Annotated in this window: 18 protein-coding genes; 10 read left to right on the top strand and 8 right to left on the bottom strand. The window is 32.5% G+C overall.

Annotated features, from left to right (window positions below; genetic code table 11):
- Positions 1–23 precede the first annotated feature (23 nt).
- From trmB to FNOD_RS05250, 6 genes are all read right to left on the bottom strand, one after another.
- Positions 24–971, bottom strand: coding sequence for a tRNA (guanosine(46)-N7)-methyltransferase TrmB (gene trmB, locus FNOD_RS05275; protein ID WP_420794715.1), 948 nt, complete (start codon positions 969–971; stop codon positions 24–26).
- 42 nt (positions 972–1,013) lie between these two features.
- Positions 1,014–2,897 carry a hypothetical protein gene (locus FNOD_RS05270; protein WP_011994177.1) on the bottom strand — a complete coding sequence of 628 codons (1,884 nt, stop codon included), beginning with the start codon at positions 2,895–2,897 and terminating at the stop codon, positions 1,014–1,016.
- 34 nt (positions 2,898–2,931) lie between these two features.
- Positions 2,932–4,446: a bifunctional ADP-dependent NAD(P)H-hydrate dehydratase/NAD(P)H-hydrate epimerase gene (locus tag FNOD_RS05265; RefSeq protein WP_011994176.1), complete on the bottom strand. Its 1,515-nt coding sequence runs from the start codon at positions 4,444–4,446 to the stop codon at positions 2,932–2,934.
- Positions 4,447–4,451: 5 nt separating this feature from the next.
- On the bottom strand, positions 4,452–4,934 hold the full coding sequence (locus FNOD_RS05260; protein WP_238374569.1) for a lytic transglycosylase domain-containing protein: 483 nt from the start codon (positions 4,932–4,934) through the stop codon (positions 4,452–4,454).
- Positions 4,935–5,007: 73 nt separating this feature from the next.
- Positions 5,008–5,712, bottom strand: a complete 705-nt coding sequence (locus FNOD_RS05255) for a prepilin peptidase (RefSeq protein WP_041256912.1) — start codon at positions 5,710–5,712, stop codon at positions 5,008–5,010.
- Positions 5,709–6,788, bottom strand: coding sequence for a tetratricopeptide repeat protein (locus FNOD_RS05250; protein ID WP_011994173.1), 1,080 nt, complete (start codon positions 6,786–6,788; stop codon positions 5,709–5,711). The genes FNOD_RS05255 and FNOD_RS05250 overlap by 4 nt, the downstream gene beginning before the upstream one ends.
- A 279-nt stretch (positions 6,789–7,067) precedes the next feature.
- On the opposite strand from FNOD_RS05250, the gene FNOD_RS05245 reads away from it, so the two are divergent.
- The 4 genes from FNOD_RS05245 (at position 7,068) to FNOD_RS05230 (ending at position 11,317) form a co-directional block, all read left to right on the top strand.
- Positions 7,068–8,429: a Do family serine endopeptidase gene (locus FNOD_RS05245; RefSeq protein ID WP_011994172.1), complete on the top strand. Its 1,362-nt coding sequence runs from the start codon at positions 7,068–7,070 to the stop codon at positions 8,427–8,429.
- Between the two features lie 129 nt (positions 8,430–8,558).
- Positions 8,559–9,530 carry a TIGR00269 family protein gene (locus tag FNOD_RS05240; RefSeq protein WP_011994171.1) on the top strand — a complete coding sequence of 324 codons (972 nt, stop codon included), beginning with the start codon at positions 8,559–8,561 and terminating at the stop codon, positions 9,528–9,530.
- On the top strand, positions 9,508–10,632 hold the full coding sequence (locus FNOD_RS05235) for an FtsW/RodA/SpoVE family cell cycle protein (RefSeq protein WP_011994170.1): 1,125 nt from the start codon (positions 9,508–9,510) through the stop codon (positions 10,630–10,632). The genes FNOD_RS05240 and FNOD_RS05235 overlap by 23 nt, the downstream gene beginning before the upstream one ends.
- A gap of 46 nt (positions 10,633–10,678) precedes the next feature.
- Entirely contained in the window at positions 10,679–11,317 is a 639-nt protein-coding gene (locus tag FNOD_RS05230) for a hypothetical protein (RefSeq protein WP_011994169.1), read from the top strand.
- Positions 11,318–11,319: 2 nt separating this feature from the next.
- Here the strand turns inward: FNOD_RS05230 and FNOD_RS05225 are convergent, their stop codons facing one another.
- Positions 11,320–12,936, bottom strand: a complete 1,617-nt coding sequence (locus FNOD_RS05225; RefSeq protein ID WP_011994168.1) for a sensor domain-containing diguanylate cyclase — start codon at positions 12,934–12,936, stop codon at positions 11,320–11,322.
- 152 nt (positions 12,937–13,088) lie between these two features.
- On the opposite strand from FNOD_RS05225, the gene FNOD_RS05220 reads away from it, so the two are divergent.
- Genes FNOD_RS05220 through FNOD_RS05205 form a run of 4 tightly spaced genes read left to right on the top strand, consistent with a single transcriptional unit; the run spans position 13,089 to position 17,744 of the window.
- Positions 13,089–14,420 carry a hemolysin family protein gene (locus FNOD_RS05220; protein WP_011994167.1) on the top strand — a complete coding sequence of 444 codons (1,332 nt, stop codon included), beginning with the start codon at positions 13,089–13,091 and terminating at the stop codon, positions 14,418–14,420.
- On the top strand, positions 14,389–14,802 hold the full coding sequence (locus tag FNOD_RS05215; protein WP_011994166.1) for a cytidine deaminase: 414 nt from the start codon (positions 14,389–14,391) through the stop codon (positions 14,800–14,802). The genes FNOD_RS05220 and FNOD_RS05215 overlap by 32 nt, the downstream gene beginning before the upstream one ends.
- 43 nt (positions 14,803–14,845) lie before the next feature.
- Positions 14,846–16,354 (top strand): AAA family ATPase, encoded by a 1,509-nt coding sequence (locus FNOD_RS05210; RefSeq protein WP_011994165.1) that lies wholly within the window; start codon positions 14,846–14,848, stop codon positions 16,352–16,354.
- A 31-nt stretch (positions 16,355–16,385) separates the two neighbouring features.
- Positions 16,386–17,744, top strand: a complete 1,359-nt coding sequence (locus FNOD_RS05205; RefSeq protein WP_011994164.1) for a PP2C family protein-serine/threonine phosphatase — start codon at positions 16,386–16,388, stop codon at positions 17,742–17,744.
- A gap of 3 nt (positions 17,745–17,747) precedes the next feature.
- Here FNOD_RS05205 and FNOD_RS05200 read toward each other — a convergent pair whose 3' ends face one another.
- On the bottom strand, positions 17,748–18,383 hold the full coding sequence (locus FNOD_RS05200; protein WP_011994163.1) for a pyroglutamyl-peptidase I: 636 nt from the start codon (positions 18,381–18,383) through the stop codon (positions 17,748–17,750).
- Between the two features lie 239 nt (positions 18,384–18,622).
- On the opposite strand from FNOD_RS05200, the gene FNOD_RS05195 reads away from it, so the two are divergent.
- The gene (locus FNOD_RS05195) at positions 18,623–18,889 is read left to right on the top strand and encodes a cupin domain-containing protein (protein ID WP_011994162.1); all 267 of its coding nucleotides are present in this window, start codon (positions 18,623–18,625) and stop codon (positions 18,887–18,889) included.
- A gap of 24 nt (positions 18,890–18,913) precedes the next feature.
- Complete coding sequence (locus tag FNOD_RS05190; protein WP_011994161.1) at positions 18,914–19,738, top strand: DMT family transporter; 825 nt, start codon at positions 18,914–18,916, stop codon at positions 19,736–19,738.
- Positions 19,739–19,814: the final 76 nt, after the last annotated feature.

The raw sequence follows: 19,814 nt of genomic DNA, 5'->3' as shown, positions 1-19,814 counted from the left end.
TGTTAAAACGTTTAATTTATTGTTTAATTTCCTTCCAAAAATTCGGCTATTGCCTTGACAGAGAATTTTACAGCTGGTGTTCGATAAGGATTTGATGAGCTATCTAACTTTATTATCCAGTTTGAATTTCTATCTTCTTCTGGGTAAGCGACTAAGTAATAATGTTGTTGAAAATCTTTATCCGATGATATTACTTTTATCAAATAGGCATCGTTTGATGTCGATTTGTAAATACCTTTAACAACCACGACAGATGCATTTTCCTTAAAAATTTTTCCATGTAATTCCTTAAATTTTTCTTCATTTATTCTAACTTTTTCGTGGGGCATTTCATGAATACCTCCAATCAATCTTTCAACTTCTATGTGCTTTATTTTTTTCAGTCTTAGCAAATAAATATTCCTTCCGTATTTTATCCATTTTTGTTCGTAGCGCGTTTTAATTTCTCTGTCAGAATTTTCCACAAAACTTTCTAACTCGAAATATCCTTTTTCGGTAGCAATTTCAATTGTTTGTTTAGCGTACCACTCAACATCTGTTGCTAATTCGAATATTCCTCCATCATCGAGAATGTTGGCAAGCGTATCAAAAAACTCAGGAATTATGACTCTTCTTCTTTCATGGGACTTTTTATCCCAAGGAATTGGGAAATTCATAATGACCTTCTCGACAGATTTTGGACCAAAAAACTCACGCATTCCAAATCTTGCATCGGCTATGATTAATCTAACATTTGGAAACTCTTTAAGTCTGTTATTTGCTTTTTTCATTGAGGTTATGGAAACTTCAAAACCTACAAAGTTTTTTTCTGGATAATGTGAGGCGTAACTTTGCAAATATTCGCCACCACCGAAGCCTATTTCAACGATAATTCCATTTTTATTACCAAATATCTCTTGCCAATTTAATGGGAAATATTCAGAAAAAGCGGGTTTTACCTCTTTGTTAAAAAGCTCTATCAAAATTAACACCTCACAAAAAATCTCAAGTCTTTTAGATTTGAATTGTCAAAATTAGAAAAATTGTTCTAATTCTTTTATATACTGTCCCGACGGATACTCTTTTTTGTAATTTTGATATATTTTTGATGCGGCGCTTTTATCTCCAAGTTTTAATTTGCTCATAATCTCATAATAGAAAACATCTTCTTTAAAGTAAATATCGATTCCCTCAAGTTGATCTCTAAGATATGCCATTATTTCATTTGAGATTTCATATTGCGAATTGTTGTAATATCTCAAACCAATTAGGAATATCTCTCTTAAGTCTTTAGTTTCTTTTAATATATCCTGTATATTTACACTGTTGTTTTGTACTTGAACTTGCGTACTTTGATTCGTTGGTTTTGAAACGTTAGAGGAATCACTAAGACTTTTTTCGATTCTATTCATTTGTTCTTTTATTTCCGATATCTCTTTTTCAATTTTTGATACAGTGTCTCCTAGTGAAGCGACTGAATTTTTTATTTGGGTTACATCTTCAATTTTTACACTCTCAGTAGTTTTAGAATCCTTTATGTTATTTAATGATTCTATGATTTTCAGCAACTGTGATTCGATTGAACTAATTTTATCCTCAATGTTCATCGAAGGTGAGGCTGATTGTACATTTTGCGAGGAGTTTACTTGAAGTTTGTTTATTCTGTCTATCAATATATTGAGTTGCTCCTGTATATTTTTAACTTCAGGCTGATTTGTTCTTATTTCGTTGATAGCAGCCTTCAACTCATCTATTTTAGATGATAAATCTGCTTTTTCTTGCGTGTTTTGCATATTTTGTACAACTTGGTTCATTGAATCGATTTTGCTTGAAAGATTCTTTATATTTTCTCTAAGTATTTGGAAGTCTTGGCTATAATCTTTTGAGCTTGTTTGATTTTGTATTTTTTCGTATATTTTAGTCATTTCGTTTTTGATTCCAACTAGCGACTTTGATACTTCCAAGATAAATTGTTCATCGTATACATATTCTTTTGTTTGAGTACCTTGATTTTTTTGGTTGCTTGTTTGATTGGTTGAATAAATTTTTATACTATTTATGCTTTTTTCAAGCGAATTGATTTTTTCAGAGATAAATTGGAATTGTTCATTAATCGATTTTAAACTTACATTGTTTGATTCAGAAGTTTGAGGTTGAATTTGTGAGATTTTGTTATCAAGATATTCGATGCTTGTTTTTATAATTTCAATTGTTTGAGATATATTCCTCATTTCTTGGTTGGATTTATTAGAAAAACTTTCAATTGACTTTGAAATGTTTGTTATTTTATTATCCAACGAGGATAGTTCTAAGCTTCCAGATTTAGTCAACGAAAAGACAGATACTAATAAATTCGCGAGTACTATTACAAAAAGAACAATCAAGAAAGCAGATCCAATAATAGGTGTTAAGTTTTTTCCAGACTTAACTCGAGATAGTAATGGGTGAGATTTGTCTATTTGATAAAGTAATTCTGAAAGTAATTTAATTCTTTTCTTGTCATTTTTTCTTATTGCAGCAAGTAATTCGAAAGCAACTGCTTCAACAACTTGAGGATAAGTTCGTTTCAATTTTTGTACTTCCGCGATAAAAACTGCGTAGTTTTCCTGATCATACTCTTTGATTATTTTTTCTATAGACTCAGCAACATTTTCGGCATCGTTTTCGATACGTTGTATAATATGTAAATAATTTTGTTGCTTATCTTTCGGAAGATAGTTATATATTTCGACAGCCCTTTTGTAATTTCCCGCCTGGACTTCCAATTCGAATAGTAAATAAATATATTTTTCACCCAATGCTTCTAATATATTTCGGGCTAGTGATAATTCATTATTTGCGATTAATAACCTTATAAATTTCTCAACAGCTCTAGATTCATCAGTTGGCTTATTAAAATCATTCGTTTCGATAGCCACTTAAAACCCCTCCCAAAAACCTCTTCTTTGCTTTCTAAATTTTTGAAAATGCTTCTGGTAATTTAGAAATGACATCGTAACTACTATTAAAGCCTTCCGCTTGTATCATCTCACCAGCTATCCCAAAAATGTACACACTTGTCTTTACCGCTTCAAGTGGATCAAGATGTTGAGATATTAAAGATCCAATAATTCCAGAAAGAATATCTCCACTCCCGGCTTTGGCGAGAGATGTGTTACCTGATATGTTGAAGAATGTTGTGTTGCCGTCAGTTACAATTGTTGTTGCATCTTTTAGTACAGTAATTACTTGATATTCCTCAGAAAATCTCTCTGCGAGCGTGTAATTTCCCTTAACTTCCTTTGTACTAAGTTTAGTTATTCTGGAAAACTCACCGGGATGAGGAGTTAGTAAAATACTTTTTGTGATTTCTTTTTGTTTTAATATATCAACATTTGATGATAGGATGTTTAACGCATCCGCATCAATAATAACTGGATTTTGAATTTCAGTTATAATAAAAGATAATATATTGATTTTTTCATCAAAATTATCTTGACCCCATCCAGGACCCACAACGATAACAGAATTTTCCGAGCAGTTCTTAACAACGGAGCTTACGAAATCTTTACTTACCGAATCCATTCTGTAGCAAATTAAAGAAGGATCATAGCTAAGGGCAATATCACATACTTCAGAAGGACCTATAATTTTAACCATCCCAGCGCCAGTCTTCTGAGCCGCTAACGCAGATAACACGGGAGCACCGATATACTGTTTTGAACCACCTATTATTATCACTTCACCAAAGCTTTTTTTATGAGCCCACCTTGGTCGAAGAGGTTTCTTTAAATTTTCACCTGTTATTAGAAATCTTTTGAATGATTCAGATAAAAAAGTCTGGGAAGGTATACCTATTTTCGCAATTTTAAGCTTACCTATTAGGTCTCTCCCCGGGAAGAGAAGATGACCGGGCTTTGGAAATCCAAAAGTGACAGTCATAGTTGCTTGAACGGCCGAACCTAAAATTTCTCCTGTATCAGTGTCTATTCCTGAAGGTATGTCAACAGATACTACGCAATTTGAATAAATGTTTATCGCTTCAATCAAGTTAGCTATACTTTCATCCGTTATTTCCCTTTTTAATCCTGTTCCAAATATTGCATCAATAACGATGTCTGCGCTTGAAATCATCTCAATAGTTTTTTCTAATCCGAGTTCTTCGTATTTATAAATTATGCCACCGTGTTTGAGAAATCTATTTCTATTAATTTTTGAAACTTCTGTTTTGGGTTCACCTAAGGTTATAACCCTTACTGCCTCTGTATAATTCAGTATATCACGAGCTATTACATAACCATCGCCACCATTGTTACCTGGGCCACATATCACAACGAAGTTTTTTTCTGATAGACTACCATACTCGTTCCAAATTGCTTGGACAGTTGAAATACCAGCTCTTTCCATGAGAATTTCTTCTGTCATCTCAAACTTTTCTATAGCACATTTCTCTAATTCACGCATTTCTTGGGAAGTTACAACAACCATACAGGTCATCTCCTGTATAAGAATTTATAAAGCTTATAGTTTCTCATAACTTTTTTTATATATCTTTCACCAGCGTCGTTTTTAATTTCATCTGATGCGTACGGTCCTGTGTTGTAATGAACGAGAGCTTTGTAAATATCACCGTCTTTTTCCATAAGATAATTAAGATACAAACAGCCAAGAGCGATATTATCTTCTGGAATTTTATAATCATAATTTGTTTTAAACTTTTTATTTAGCCATTCCGCTGTTTCAGGCATTAGTTGCATCAAACCATAAGCCCCTAAACTTGATTCGGCATTTTCCCTAAAACTACTTTCAGTTTTTATCACACTTATAACAAGTAAAGGATCTAAAGACTTACAATTTTGAACAATTATGTCATAATATTTTAATGGAAAATACTGTGTTAGTAAAAAAAGAAAAACTATAATGCTTAGAAAAGCAAGCAAAGCCATATGTCGCATCTTTACTTTTCCCTCTTTCATATTTTTTAATCTCATAAAATTATAACACACAATAACTTAAATTTACAACCTGTATTGTATTGAATGGAAAAAGCTATAAGAATATTGAATATCTAAATATTGTTAAAATATAACCACTTATAAGTATAAATGGACCGAAAGGAATGAGTTTGTTTTTCTTTAGAAAAGAAAAAATTATACCTGAAACAGAAGAAATTAGAAGGAGCAGAGGCATGAAAATAAATCCTGTTGAAAAAGCAACTACTGGAAAGAGAAATATGTCACCTTCACCTATGCCGTCTTTGTATCTTATTTTAAGAAGCAAAAGAATTACTAAAGTAATTAGAGCACCGAAAGTGTCTAGCAAAATATTTTCTTTAAAATGAGCAACATTTGAGTAGAAAGATGATATTAAAATCACTATCCATGTGTAATCTGGCAAGAGCATTTTTTTAAAATCAATGAATACGGCCGGAACGGAAACAGTGAAAATAATGTTTAGCACTATGGAGATATCAAGAGGGAAAAATATAGCATTTAGTGTAAACACTATGGCGTATAAAATCTCTATAATTGGATACCTTATGCTTATCTTACTTTTACAATATCTACATTTCCCGCCAAGAATAATATAACTTAATATAGGTATGTTATCATACCATCTTATTCTATTTTTGCAATTTGGACAGACTGAAAAGCGAGGCTCATTTAATTTGAGCCCCGCAATAGGTCTATATATTAAAACATTAGCAAAACTACCAAATATAGCACCTAGTATGAATGAGATAACATACTTCATTTTATACCACACAATTCCTTTTCACTATTTGTCAAAAGCTCATCGAAGAATTCACGTTTACCATACAAGTACCAGAAATTATCGTCTTTCAATTCTTCAACAACCCGTCTTGCTTTTTCTATCTGATTTGTTTTTACGTACGCTACCGCCAATACTAAATTCAGATGTTTGGCTTCTGGATTAGCTTTTATTGCATTTTCTATTACCGATATTACCTTGTCGTAATTCCCTTTTTTCAAATGTACTTTCGCCCAGATTTCGATGCCATTTGGATCTTTTTGTGGGTCTATTTCCATAATTAAGGATTCGTACTCTTTTGCCTTCTCTTCATTACCTTTCTTTCTGTATAATTCTGCGAGCTCGTAAAGGGCTATAATACTATTTTCTGACTCTTCTCTGTACTTTTCCAAAATCTCTATCGCTTTTTCGAGTTTTCCTATTTTCGTGTAAGCATCCGAAATCATGAAATAGGTAAATGTATTAGATGGCGAAATTGCGATTTCTTTTTCCCAGTATTCTACAGCTTTTTCATAGTTACCAATGTTGTAATATGCCTCGCCTATCATTGAGTAAGATTGAATAAGCCAAGGGTCAAGTTCGATAGATCTATTTAAATACTTTATCGCTCCTTCGATGTCTCCTTCTTCTAGTAACAATGAACCGAAAAATTCATAGGCAGGAGCGTAATTTTTGTCTAGCCTCATTGCGAATTTTAAAATATCTTTTGCAACTTCGATTTGATTCTTGTCTGCATATTCTATTGCTAATTCGTAAAGCCCATCGGCTGTGGCATGTAACATATTTTCTGGGGTCAAACCATATTTTTCAAGAAATTCCTTAACTTCTGTCCAAACGATAGGTTCGTAAACGAGTTCATTCAACAATACGATTTTTTCTTCTATCTTTTCAAGAATTTCTACACTTTCATATAACTCTTTAAGCTCTTCGATATCTTTCTTTAAATTTCTCCAATCACCAGAATAGAAAAGATCTCGTAAAATAACAAGAATGGGCGTTTCTTCATCAATATCAAAAATAAATTTGCTTTCTAAGCCCAAGATAAGTCTTATAATCATTAACAACACCTCCTGTTTTGTAACGTTGTATTTACATTTTATCATATTTCTTCATAAAAGTAAATACTTTATAAAAAAGAGCAATAGTTAGGGATATTTAGATTAGAATTAAAGCATGCTTTTTATTATAAAATGTGGGTAAATTCTCTAAAAAACCAAATAAAAGCTATTGTATTTAAGGTTTCTTTAAGGTACGGTATGATATAATAACTTCGGAATTGAATCTTTGAAAGTATATTTAAAGACATATGAAAACATATCTAAAGGAGGTGCTAGTTTATGAAAAAAGTTAAGATTTTAGTTTTTGGCATTTTAACAACATTATTTGTTTTATCTTTTGGTATAGTAAATGCAGATTACCAAAGTCCTATTGTGAACGTAGTTAAGGCTGCAGCTCCAGCAGTTGTCAAGATAGACGTTGTCGTTCAAACTGAAGTTTATATTGACCCATTTATAAGAGAATTCTACAAGCAGTTTTTTGGTGACATTCCAAGACAATTTGAAGAATCGGATAGTGTCGGTTCTGGATTCATAATAAGTAAGGAAGGTTATATAGTTACAAATTACCATGTTGTGGAAGGCGCGAAGAAGATAACAGTTACCCTTCTTAACGGTGATACATACGACGCTCAATACATTGGCGGAGATGAAGAGTTGGATATTGCAGTCATAAAAATTTCACCAAAAAAAGATTTACCAGTTATCGAGCTTGGCGATTCAGATAAGCTTCAAATTGGTGAGTGGGCGATAGCTATAGGTAATCCTTTAGGATTCCAGCACGCTGTAACTGTTGGTGTTATTTCGGCCGTAGGTAGAAAAATACCAAAACCAGATGGAAGCGGTTATTACACAAATTTGATACAGACAGACGCGGCAATTAACCCAGGAAATAGTGGAGGGCCTTTGCTAAACATATATGGACAGGTAATAGGTATAAATACAGCAATAATTAATCCATCTCAAGCTATGAATATTGGATTTGCGATACCAATAAACACAGCCAAGAGATTTATAAATCAAATAATAGCTACTGGAAAAGTTGAAAAGGCATACCTTGGTGTATATGTTCAAACTGTCACAGAATCCTTGGCAAAGAGTTTGGGTTTAAAAGTAAATAAGGGAGTTTACGTTGCCCAAGTTGAAAAAGGTTCACCAGCAGAAAAAGCAGGAATAAAAGAAGGAGACGTAATAACAAAGCTAAATGGTAGCTATGTGGAATTAGCTGAAGAACTAACATCGCTTGTTAGAAACTACACCCCAGGTACAAAGGTAAAAGTTACTCTTAACAGAGCGGGTAAAGAAATCACAGTTGAGGTGACACTTGGAACTTTCCCAACACAAAAAACAGGGAGCACCGCAGCTAAAGAATTTTTAAATTTGAAAGTTTCAAATATAACATCTGATGATAGAAATAAATACAAAGTACCTGCAGGTGTCGAAGGTGTTATTGTTAAGGAATCTCAAAATTCGTACATAAAAGTTGGCTCAGTAATATGGAGAATTTCTGTGAACGGTTATTCTTACGACATAAAAGATATTAATTCGTGGAATAAAGTTGTAGAAAACATCAAAAAAGGTGACTACGTTGGTATATTCTACTACTATAATGGTGTTAGGTCCGTCTTTTCACTGAGATATTAATATAGTATTATTAATTAAAATTTTAATACTTTTCGTTTAGATAAAAATCCCCGCTATTCAAAAGCGGGGATTTTTGGTACAATTACACAAGAAAAAATAGAAAATGAGATTTATTTCGGAGGTGGGAGCTTGAAATGTAAAAAATGTTCAAATCAAGCTGTGATACATTTGAGGGCTCATAATGTAGCATTTTGTAAAGAACATTTTATTGAATTTTTTGAAAAAAGAGTGCAAAAGGCTATAAACGACTTCAAAATGTTTCAAAAAGAAGATAAAGTACTTGTCGCTGTTTCAAGTGGTAAAGATAGTAGCGCGGTACTTTACGCTTTAAAGAAACTTGGTTACAACGTAGAAGGATTATTTTTAAAGATGGGAAGACATACGAACGCTGCTGAGAGAGTTGTCAAGAGTTTGCAGGAATCTATAGGAGTTCCCATCAACATTTACGACACAACGCAACATTTTCACGGACTCGGCACTTCTGAAATAGCAAGTATAGTTCGCCGTCCCGTGTGCAGTATATGTGGAATTGTAAGAAGGTACTGGATGAATAGATTTGCCGTTGAGAATGGTTTTAGCGTACTTGTGACAGGGCATAATTTGGATGATGAGGCGACTTTTCTCTTCGGGAATATACTAAACTGGCAAGTTGAATATTTTGCAAGGCAATGGCCCGTACTCGAAAAGACTCACGAGAAATTTGTCAGAAAAGCCAAGCCACTTATTTACGTGACAGAGCGTGAGACATATGCGTACGTGTTCTTAAACAATATACCTTTTATGGAACAAAAATGTCCATTTGCAAAAGGAGCGACTAGTTCTAATTATAAAAAATATTTAAATTTAATAGAGAGTGAACAGCCAGGTGCAAAGCACAGATTGTTGTTTGGTTATTTTGATAATTTAAGAGATATCGTTTATAAAGAACAAAAAATTGAGCTTAAAGAATGTTCAGTATGTGGATTTCCAACGACTGAGGAAAAATGTCAATATTGCAGACTCGAAGAAAGAGTAGAAAATAGTTTTAAAATCGGTTTTGATAATTCTGAAAATGGAGGTATAGCGGGAGCAAAAGACGATGAAAGCAAAAAAGAAGCATAAGGTTGGTTTGGAAAATATGAAAGAAAACGAGTTCTCTTTCTTTGATTATTTACTTATATCCCTTGTGATTTTACTAATTTTAATTGGTTTAGTGACTCTTAAGAGTGTTGTAAGGGATACATCACAATCTTACAGATTCCAAAGACAAATTTTTTGGGATATCGTTGCTTTAGGGGTGATGTTCTACATAATTTTTGAAAAAGAGTCTAGATTGAAAACATATGGAAAATATTTATATGCGTTATCAGTTTTACTTCTTATACTTGTGCTTTTAATTGGTAAGACGGTTTACGGGGCTAAGAGGTGGATCGACATAGGACCTTTCGATCTTCAACCATCTGAACTTTTTAAATTTTCTATTGTGCTTTTATTATCAAATATTTTTTCAAAGCAAAAAAACAACAAAGCGTTTTTATACTCTATATTTGCAGTTTTTCCAGCTTTTTTGGTATTTCTTGAGCCAGATCTTGGCATGACATTATTAGTTTTATTTGTTTGGTTTGTGATGTTACTAGCAAGTGATGTTGATAGAAGATACATTTTTCTGATCTTACTTATTGGTATTTTGCTAGCTCCGATTAGTTTCTTTTTTGTATTGAAGGATTATCAAAGGGCGCGCATAATTTCACTTTTCAATCCAGAAGAACACTTCCAGTACGGTGCCTACAACGTAATAATGTCTAAAGTTGTAATTGCGAACGGTGGTTTATTTGGTACAGGCTATGGTCTTGGAACGGGTACAAATATGCATATAGTTCCTATGCAATACACCGATTTTATATTTTCAGCTTACGCCGAGCAATTTGGAATGATAGGTTCTTTGGTTTTAATTTTAATTTATGGTACAATAATATTTGGTGGTCTATTAAGAATAGGAAGATATAAGGATAGTTTTTGGGAATATGTGTCAATTGGTGTTTCTTCTATTTTTACTTTTCATGTTATTGAGAACATAGGTATGAACCTTGGAATTCTTCCAGTTACGGGGATACCTCTTCCATTTATAAGCTATGGTGGAACATCAACTGTAATATTTGGTGCTCTAATTGGTTTATTAATCAAAGCAAGGCTTGTATCAAAGATTCCACGTCCAATTTATTAGAATTTTGATAAAATAAAAATCTTTCTCAATATGAGGTGGTAGATTAATGCCAGTGGTTCGTAAGAAAAAAACACGTGATTTCTCCTCGTTCTTTGGGATACTTTTTTTATTAATAGTTATAGTATCAGTTGTATTATCTCTTGGAAATTTCATTAGGTACAGAGAGATTCTCCAGAAATACGATCAGTTGAAAAAGTATGTTGATAACAAAGTTTTGGAGATGAATGAACAACTTGAACAAACCAAGACACTCATTGGCCCAAATTCAGTTATTGATAAATATATATCGGCATCAACACACCTCAAAGAATTTGGCTATGATTTTGAAAAAATACTAACGGCAATAAACGATGATCCAACAACAGGCTATTTTATGATGTTCGTTGTTGGAAACGAGTCAGTTTGGGTCACAGTAAAAGATAAGGATAATACATATTTTTCAAAAGAAGTACAACCAGGATTATCAAACTACAGATTCTTCTACTTTAAGGAACCGAAGATAAGAACAAATTACGATATAATTATTCCACCTGAATCGACTATTACGGTTGGTAAAACAGGAAAGGTTTATTTACTTTTTTACGGTGTTGGCTTAAGGTTTCATCCAACCAAAGTTGTTCAGTTAACTGATATGACATATGAAAACATCGCGGCGAAATTTTCGCTTTATATCCCAGGTCGATAATATCATTCATTATATAAATTATCTATAATAATTAAATTTTTTCCAAGGCTTTTTGCCTTATATAACAATTCATCTGCACGTTTGAGCGTATTTATTCCTTCATCATCGTCTGCTTTAATTATGCTAGTTATTCCAGCGCTGAAATGAATTTTAAACTTTTCAGTGCTTTCAGAATTAAACTTTTCCAGTGTTTCTTTTAATCTGTAAACAATTACCTGGGCTTTATCTACAGGTGTTTGGGGCAAAAGAATTGCAAATTCATCTCCACCAAAACGAGCACACACATCTGTAACTCGCGTGCTTGAAATCATGGCCTGCGCTAAAGTTTTAATTGCCAAATCGCCTTTGTCATGTCCAAAAGTATCGTTTATCTGCTTTAAGCCATCCAAATCTATCATCATTACAGATGATTTTGTTCCGTATCTTTTTGCCCTTCTTATTTCATTTTTTAGCATTATCATAAAATACCTGCGGTTATACAATCCTGTTAGTGGGTCTTTAAATGATGCCTCTTCAAGTTTTTGTACATAATAAAATTTATCAGCGAATGAAAAGAGGAAATTCACTACGTTTTTAATACAATTTTCAGTTGCATATTTTGGTAGCTTTTCACATTTTGTATATATTCTTATAGTTTTATCTTCTGTTTTTTTCTCGTATATATTTAATCCTTCCAAATTTTCTTGCGCGCCCTTATTATATTCAGTATTATCTAATATTAGGGACTCGTGAATCTCCTCTGACGTTATAATTTCCACTTTTATGAATGAAAAATTGCAATCTTTTCTTAAAACTGCTGAAATTCTTTTCAGCGCTCTTTGATAATCGCTCTCTGAAAATGTATTGAGAAGTTCAAACAATACACTCCCCTCAAAATCTTTTATTTTTTTGTCTGTAACATCAACTCCAACACTTATCGTTCCAAAAGGCTCGTTATTTTTTACTAATAGTTTGTTTTCCCATAGCACTGTTATAAATTTTCCATCTTTGGTCAATATTTCATTTTCATAAGTTTGAGCAAGTTCAATTTTTTTATCTAAAATAAGTTTGAAAACGTCAAAAACTTTATTTCTAATATCTTCAGGTATGAATATTTCAAACCAATTTTTCCCTATAATTTCTTCAAAGTTATACCCTGTTTTCCTAAGAGCCCAAGAATTTATGTAATCGATGTTTCCCTCTTTGTTGAGAACGACAAAAAATACAGGGGCAAACTCAAGGTACATGTTTAATGTGTTTAATCTTTCTGAAATATATTCATCTATAAGTACCTTTTGAGTTACAACTTCGCCAAGTATGAGATAATTATCTTTTTTGATTATTGGTATTAATCTAAGTTTTTCTACGATAGGCAATTCTTTTGATTTTTTTGTGCTAAAAAAATTATCCAGCGATACGCTGGATTCATATTTAATATTTTCTATAAACTCTTTTAGTCCATCAACAACATCGAAGATATTCCTATTTTTAACTATGAATTCTGGAGCATTATCGGAATAATTTAATATATTGCCGTTGCTATCGCATAATATTAGAAAAATGGAAGACTTAGACAAACTAATAAAAAGCTGAAATAATTCTTCGTTGAAAATTTCTCTTGTATTTATAAATACCACCATCCTCAAAAGTTTTAGACCATTATAAATTTCTAGTTTATTATATCAAAATCCTATTATTTTTCAAAATTTTTAGATAATAGTTATTAGTTTAAGTCATTATGGTATAATAAAAAGTGTAAATAACAATATCATATTGTGGAGGTGTGTTGTTTGTGGATGATCCATTGAGTTATATGTGGAGCATCTTGATTATAGCTTTTCTAATAATATTATCGGCATTTTTTTCAGCTTCTGAGACAGCATTGACTTCTGTAAGTAAACATAAGTTAAGAACACTTGCAAGGAAAAAGGAAGATGAGGAGGAAAAAACAGAAATTCATTTGTTTAATAAATTGCTAACTGCGCTTTTGATTTCAAATAACATAGTTAATATATTAGCTTCTTCTATAGCGGCTGTTATGTTCTCGAAAATCATAGTTTATGAATCGCTCTCAACAATAGTTTCGACATTTGTTATGACTTTTCTCCTTCTTATTTTTGGTGAGATTACTCCAAAAATTTTATCAAGGCAGAATAGTGAAAAATTTTTCGAGATAAGTATGAAATTAGTTGTACCAATTTCAAAACTTCTTTCTCCACTCGTTTCATTCTTTGTCACCGTATCTAATTATTTTGTAAAACTTTTCGGTGGTCAAAAAGTAGCAGAAGCACCTTTTATAACAATGGATGATATTGCCTCTTATCTTGAAATGGGACGGGAAGAAGGCACTATTGACCACGAAGAAGGCCTTATGGTAGAAAGAACGATTGCGATGGATGAAACATTAGTTAAAGAGATAATGATACCAAGGATAGATGTTGTTGCAGTTGAGGAAACTCAGACACTTGGAGAGGTAATTAATGTTATCATAGAAGAGGAATATTCAAGAATTCCAGTTTATAGAGATACAATAGACAACGTTGTAGGTATATGTTACGCGAAGGATATACTTTCTTTTATTGCTCAGCGTGGTTCTGATGTTATGAATAAAGTGAGAGTGAAAGAACTCATGCGGCCGCCACTTTTTGTCCCAGAGGTTATGCCTGTTTCTGAGTTGCTTAAAGAGTTTAAAAGCAAAAAAGTCCACATGGCGATAGTGGTTGACGAGTATGGTGGTACCGCAGGAATTGTCACTATGGAAGATATACTTGAAGAGATATTTGGCGAGATAATGGACGAATACGATGAGCATGAAAGCACAGGAATTAAAAAGCTAGATGATTTTACATATTTGGTCGACGCAACGCTTTCGTTAAATGACATAGAAAGAGAACTCAGAATAGAGTTTCCGGAAGGCGAATTTGAAACGCTTGCGGGATACCTTCTAGATAAATTCCATCATATTCCAAAAGTTGGTGAGCAATATGAAGATAGTAATATAACTTACAAAGTTGTCGCGGCTTCAAGAAATAGGATTGAAAAAGTACTTATGAAGATAAATGTCGATATCGATAAGGAGGAAAAAAATGATGATGGAGAAAACAGACAAAGAGAGGAAAATTAATGAACTTATAGAAATTGCAAAAGAAGTGCGTGAGCAAGCTTATGCGCCATATTCGAATTTCAAAGTTGGAGCTGTGCTTGTTACTAAAAACGGGAAAGTTTTCACTGGAGTGAATGTTGAAAATGCTTCTTACGGCTTAACAAACTGTGCTGAAAGAACAGCTATTTTCAAAGCGGTATCTGAAGGAGAAAGAGATTTTGATACACTCGTTGTTATAGCCAATACAGATAAACCTGTAGCCCCTTGTGGTGCGTGCAGACAAGTGATGGCGGAATTTGGGAATTTTAAGGTTATACTTGCAAATACAAAAGGAGATTGGATTGAAACAACAGTACAAGAATTGTTGCCGTATGGATTCGATAAGAGTGACCTTGAAAAATAAATTTTTGAAATTCTATAAATACAAAAATTGAGAGGTGTCACGATTGATTGAACTACTGCATATAAACGAATATGTTTATCTTAAAGATATTGATATTTATTTTTCCGAAGGTTTAAATGTTATCACAGGCGAAACAGGCACTGGGAAAAGTTTGCTATTAGATATAATTGGTGCGTTTGTTGATTATGGAAACGTGAGAAGTGATGTTTTCTCTGCTGACATCGTTTTAAATATTGATCATCCTAACGAAGAATATGGAATAAGCAGTGGGCAACATATATTCAGTGTTGAGAAAAAGGGGAAAAAGGTTTTTTACAAGATAGATGGTAAACTTGTGCCAAAAGATATTGTTCAAAACATCGTATCGAATATAATTACTATACATAAGCAAAATTCTCATATGAAATTACTTGAAAAATCGTTTATATTAGAGATACTCGATAATATTGCACAGCACGAAGAAAAAATAATAGAATATAAAGAACTTTACCAACGTTATAATAATATAATAAAGATGCTTTCTGTTGTTGATAAGGACAAGTTAATTCAAGAAATTGAGGAACTAAGGCAAAAAATTAGTGAGGTAGATTCAGCAAATTTAAGTGTCGAAGAAGAGGAAGAACTTGAGAATGCTTACAAAAAAGCTTCAAACATACAGACGCTTTTACAAAATTATAACTTAGCATCTCAGCAACTTGAGGAAACGGAAAGTGTATTACGGAAACTTTACTCTTTCCTAGAGGAAAAATTCCACAATGAATTGGATAAGATAATTGAATCAGTAGCAGAACTTGAGAACAGTTTGTCAAAAGAATTGATAAAACTTGATGAGGTTAATATAGAGGATATAGAGAACAGGTTATGGGTTTACAAAAAGATTAGAAGAAAATACGGTCCAACAACCGAAGACGTACTTGAAAATCTTAGCATATGGAAAAAAACTTTGGAAGAGAAAGAAAAGACCTTGTCGCTGATTGAAAATGCCGATTACGAAAAATCTACTCTTGAAGATAAATTGTACAAAATTGCTGAAGAAATAAGTCTTAATCGTAAAAAATCATCTGAGAAGATTATAAGTGAAATTCAGGAGCATCTTAAAGATTTGAATATGAATGCGAGGATAGATTTCTCATTTTCAAAAACAGAACTTTCTTCAAATGGTATAGATGAAGTAGAGTTGGTTGGTAGTACTTTAAGTGCAGGCCCACTTTACCCGCTAAGAAAAATAGTTTCTGGTGGTGAACTCTCAAGATTGATGCTTGCACTTGAACTATCTACTGTAAGTACACCTGTTTTGATTTATGACGAAATAGATTCTGGAGTTGGTGGAAAAACAGCGGTCAAACTTTCCGAAAAACTTGAAAGATTGGCAAAAGAACATCAAATTATCATCGTAACGCATTTGCCACAGATAGCTTTGAGGGCTGAAAAACATTTTTCTATTGTAAGAAACGGTGATAGTGTAATAATAAAAGAACTTAACGATAATGAAAGAAATGAAGAGATAAAGAGGATGTTCGGTGGGGAAGAAATCGTAGAAAAAATTAAATAAAATTAGTTATTTTGGATAGGGTGAGGATATATTGGTTGACAAAATATGTGTCTTATCTAACAAAGAAGAAATTGTTAGCGAAGTCCAGGAATTGCTAAATTTTGTTGGATATGAAGTTTTTTTAATCAATAGTGTAGAAGACTTAAATATGGAAAATAATTTCCAAATTATTTTAATTTATTCATCCAATACACACGAAAGCTTTACTTGGATAAAAAAGATAAAAACAGACAGTAAACTTAAAGATATTCCCATAATTCTTATAGTCGAAAAGAAGGAATACACCATACTTTTTGATGCATATCAAATTGGGATTTCGGACTTTATAGAACTTCCCGTTATGGATATTGAGCTTATTTCAAAGGTTGCGCTCCATATAGAACTTAAGAAAAATAGAGAGAGAATAGAGAACCTTTACACTGAATTGAAAGATAGTTTAAGCCTGGCGACTAATTTACAAAAGCTTATGCTACCACCAGAAATATCTTTTAAGAATGGTGTATGGTTCACTTCAAGGTACTTACCTGCACAGATTGTAGGTGGAGACATTTACGATTACTTTGAAATTGATGGAAAGGTTTTTGGATATGTAGCTGACATATCCGGACACGGAATCCAATCTGCTCTTTTATGTTCTGCGGTAAAATCCGCTATACGTTCTTCCACAAGCAGAAATACGTCACTTGTTGATATTGTTAACGAACTTCACGAAGGAACAAAAAGTATATTGGCAAATAACTATTTGACGGGAATATTTTTCAAGATACATCCTGGTGGTAGCGTCGAATATATTAACTGTGGCCATCCGGGTATTATCGTATATGACGGAAAAGATTTTTACCCGCTGGATATGAAAAATACTTTCCCGATAGGCTTGATTGACCATATTTATTCAATAGAAGATGTTGGAAAATTCTATATGGAAGAAGGTAACGCTTATCTTCTTTATTCCGATGGCCTGTATTCAATCTTTGAGAAAAAGTACCCTAATGAAAGTTCACACAAACTTTTATTTGAGTTTCTAAAAAGAGAAGTTGCCGGTGTTCCAAGCGAAATTCTGCCATTTTATATAGAAAACATTATAAAGAAATTGTACGCAGAGATACCAGATGATTACTCAGTAATATCCATTGGTAAAAACGAGCACTTTTGTTTTGTGGATAACGAACAAAAAATTATAAATACGAGCAATAGAATTATAGAAGATATAGTAAAAGAACTTGAGTTGAATTCTTTCTCAGATGATTACGCAATTTTATGTAATGAGTACAGGGCGTATAGTGTATTCATGACCAAAGGTATAGAAATAGGACACATTTTGAGAAATTTACCGATGAGTATCTCACTATCTTTTGGAGATGTAGCAATGATAAAAGTATTTTATCAATAAATTTCATATGAATTTGTGTATATTTTTTATTACCTCCATAACAGCTTTAAATTGTAACTGAATAGGCATTGACGGCAATTTATCATTCTTGGGGTACTTTTCACTTACTTGCTGAGGCAAAAATGGCACGTGTATGAATAGAGAAAACTTTGGATTACTACTTTTCTCGGAATTGTAAAGTGAAAAATAATAAACTTCATTACATATATACTGTCCTGCCGTATATGATATGCTTGTTGGGATGTTCTTCTTATTTAAAAATTCCGCAAGTTCTTTTATTTTTATTTTTGTCATGTATGCGTCGTTTCCATCTTCGATAATCTTTTTATCGCTTAACGTTACATTATCATTATCCGGGTGGATAGAATCCATAAGATTGATAGCAACCCTTTCAAGATTAATAGTTGCTCTTCCCCCAGCTTGCCCTAAATGAATTGCTACATCAACTTGGTTTTTAGAATAGTACTCCTCAAGAATTTTAATACTTTTCTCATAGCTAACCGGCAAGACTATAGTATCAATCAGAACGTTGTCGAATTTTTTCTTTCGAATTTTTTTGATAATATTTTCACTTGGATTTATTTTCTCTCCTCCAAATTTCTCAAATCCTGTTATTAATACGAATAATTTATCCTTCATTTGTATGCCCCCTTAGGTTAGCACAATTTACTTTTATTTGTTTTAGCTCATTATAGCATCTATTAAATTTAGGGTCAACGGTTATTCTTAAAGGTCTTTATCTAAATAATAACTCGAATGTTAATCTTTGTGTGAATATTTTCGCAAAGATTAACAATTTTTTGATTAACAAATCAGAGTTTGGATAGTAAAATTGTAATAGAAGTTTTTAAATCTTTGATTGTGGGGAGGGAAATACTATGGAAAAAGTTAAGGTTTGGAAGCCAACGGAAGAAGAAATAAAGAAAGCCAAGATGTGGCCTACTTGGAGTAAAGAAGAAAGTGTTTTTGATTGGTATTATGATGAGCCAGAACAATTCTATGTTGTAGAAGGAGAAGTAGAAGTTACACTTGACGATGGTACGAAGGTGAGCTTTGGGGCAGGTAATATGGTTTGGTTTAATGCGAGTGTAAAATGCACTTGGAATGTTAAAAAGAAAATTTTTAAACACTACAGTATTGGTTAAAATATTATACAAGGGGTTGTTTTTATGCTTAGTTCATATTTATATTTGGCATTTACGCTTTTTGCTTTTTCAAGTATAGAGGTTGTTTCAAAACCGTTGATGGGGATTGTCGACCCGTTTTTCATGACGGCTTTTCGGTTTTTGTTAGGTGGATTAGTTTTAATGATATTTGTGAAAGATGATATTGAGATAAAAGATTTTCTGCCAATTACACTTGTTGGTATTTTGAACAGCGTAATTTCGATGACATCTTTGCAGTTGGCTGTCAAATATTCAAATGCCTCTACTGCTGCAACATTGGTTGCGAGTAACCCTATATTTGTGTCATTATTTGCTTGGATAATACTCAATGAAAGGTACAAATTAAGAAAATACGTAGGTATTGGATTAGGATTTCTTGGATTAGTTATTTTTAGTTTTGGAAAAATAAGTGGAGATTCTTGGTTGGGAATTTTCTTTGGTGTAGTTGCCGCTTCAACATTCGGTCTTTACACTGTGCTCATGAGAAAATATACAAAAAAGTACAATTCTTTAGTTGTTACCGCGTACTCTTCTCTCTCTTCTGGCTTGATTTATATTTTACTTTTAACAATATTCAGAAAGTTTGAAATTCCCATTTTGAGTATAAACCAATGGTTTATCTTGATTTATCTTGGCTTAATAGTTACAGGTGTTGCTTATCTAACTTTTTTTAAAGCCATGGAAAAAATTGGCGCAACGCAATCGAGTAGAATATTCTTTTTGAAACCTATAGTTGCCACACTTTTAGCGATAGTATTTTTAGGTGAAAAATTGAGTTTATTAAAAATTATAGGTATGATTATTGTTTTATTTTCCCTGACTTTGTGAAAAAATGAATATGTATCAAATTAATATATAAATGGTTGGATAATCAAAATTTTCTAATTAAATCTCCAAAATTAAG

This window comes from Fervidobacterium nodosum Rt17-B1 (genome assembly GCF_000017545.1).
Lineage (GTDB): Bacteria > Thermotogota > Thermotogae > Thermotogales > Fervidobacteriaceae > Fervidobacterium > Fervidobacterium nodosum.
This window is presented reverse-complemented; position numbering and strand designations above follow the sequence as displayed.

Bases quoted from the DNA above. Each gene is read 5' to 3' on its own strand.
- FNOD_RS05265 (WP_011994176.1), bottom strand. From the start codon at position 4,446: ATGGTTGTTGTAACTTCCCAAGAAATGCGTGAATTAGAGAAATGTGCT.
- FNOD_RS05260 (WP_238374569.1), bottom strand. From the start codon at position 4,934: ATGAAAGAGGGAAAAGTAAAGATGCGACATATGGCTTTGCTTGCTTTT.
- FNOD_RS05255 (WP_041256912.1), bottom strand. From the start codon at position 5,712: ATGAAGTATGTTATCTCATTCATACTAGGTGCTATATTTGGTAGTTTT.
- FNOD_RS05250 (WP_011994173.1), bottom strand. From the start codon at position 6,788: ATGATTATAAGACTTATCTTGGGCTTAGAAAGCAAATTTATTTTTGAT.
- FNOD_RS05245 (WP_011994172.1), top strand. From the start codon at position 7,068: ATGAAAAAAGTTAAGATTTTAGTTTTTGGCATTTTAACAACATTATTT.
- FNOD_RS05235 (WP_011994170.1), top strand. From the start codon at position 9,508: ATGAAAGCAAAAAAGAAGCATAAGGTTGGTTTGGAAAATATGAAAGAA.
- FNOD_RS05230 (WP_011994169.1), top strand. From the start codon at position 10,679: ATGCCAGTGGTTCGTAAGAAAAAAACACGTGATTTCTCCTCGTTCTTT.
- FNOD_RS05225 (WP_011994168.1), bottom strand. From the start codon at position 12,936: ATGGTGGTATTTATAAATACAAGAGAAATTTTCAACGAAGAATTATTT.
- FNOD_RS05215 (WP_011994166.1), top strand. From the start codon at position 14,389: ATGGAGAAAACAGACAAAGAGAGGAAAATTAATGAACTTATAGAAATT.
- FNOD_RS05200 (WP_011994163.1), bottom strand. From the start codon at position 18,383: ATGAAGGATAAATTATTCGTATTAATAACAGGATTTGAGAAATTTGGA.
- FNOD_RS05195 (WP_011994162.1), top strand. From the start codon at position 18,623: ATGGAAAAAGTTAAGGTTTGGAAGCCAACGGAAGAAGAAATAAAGAAA.
- FNOD_RS05190 (WP_011994161.1), top strand. From the start codon at position 18,914: ATGCTTAGTTCATATTTATATTTGGCATTTACGCTTTTTGCTTTTTCA.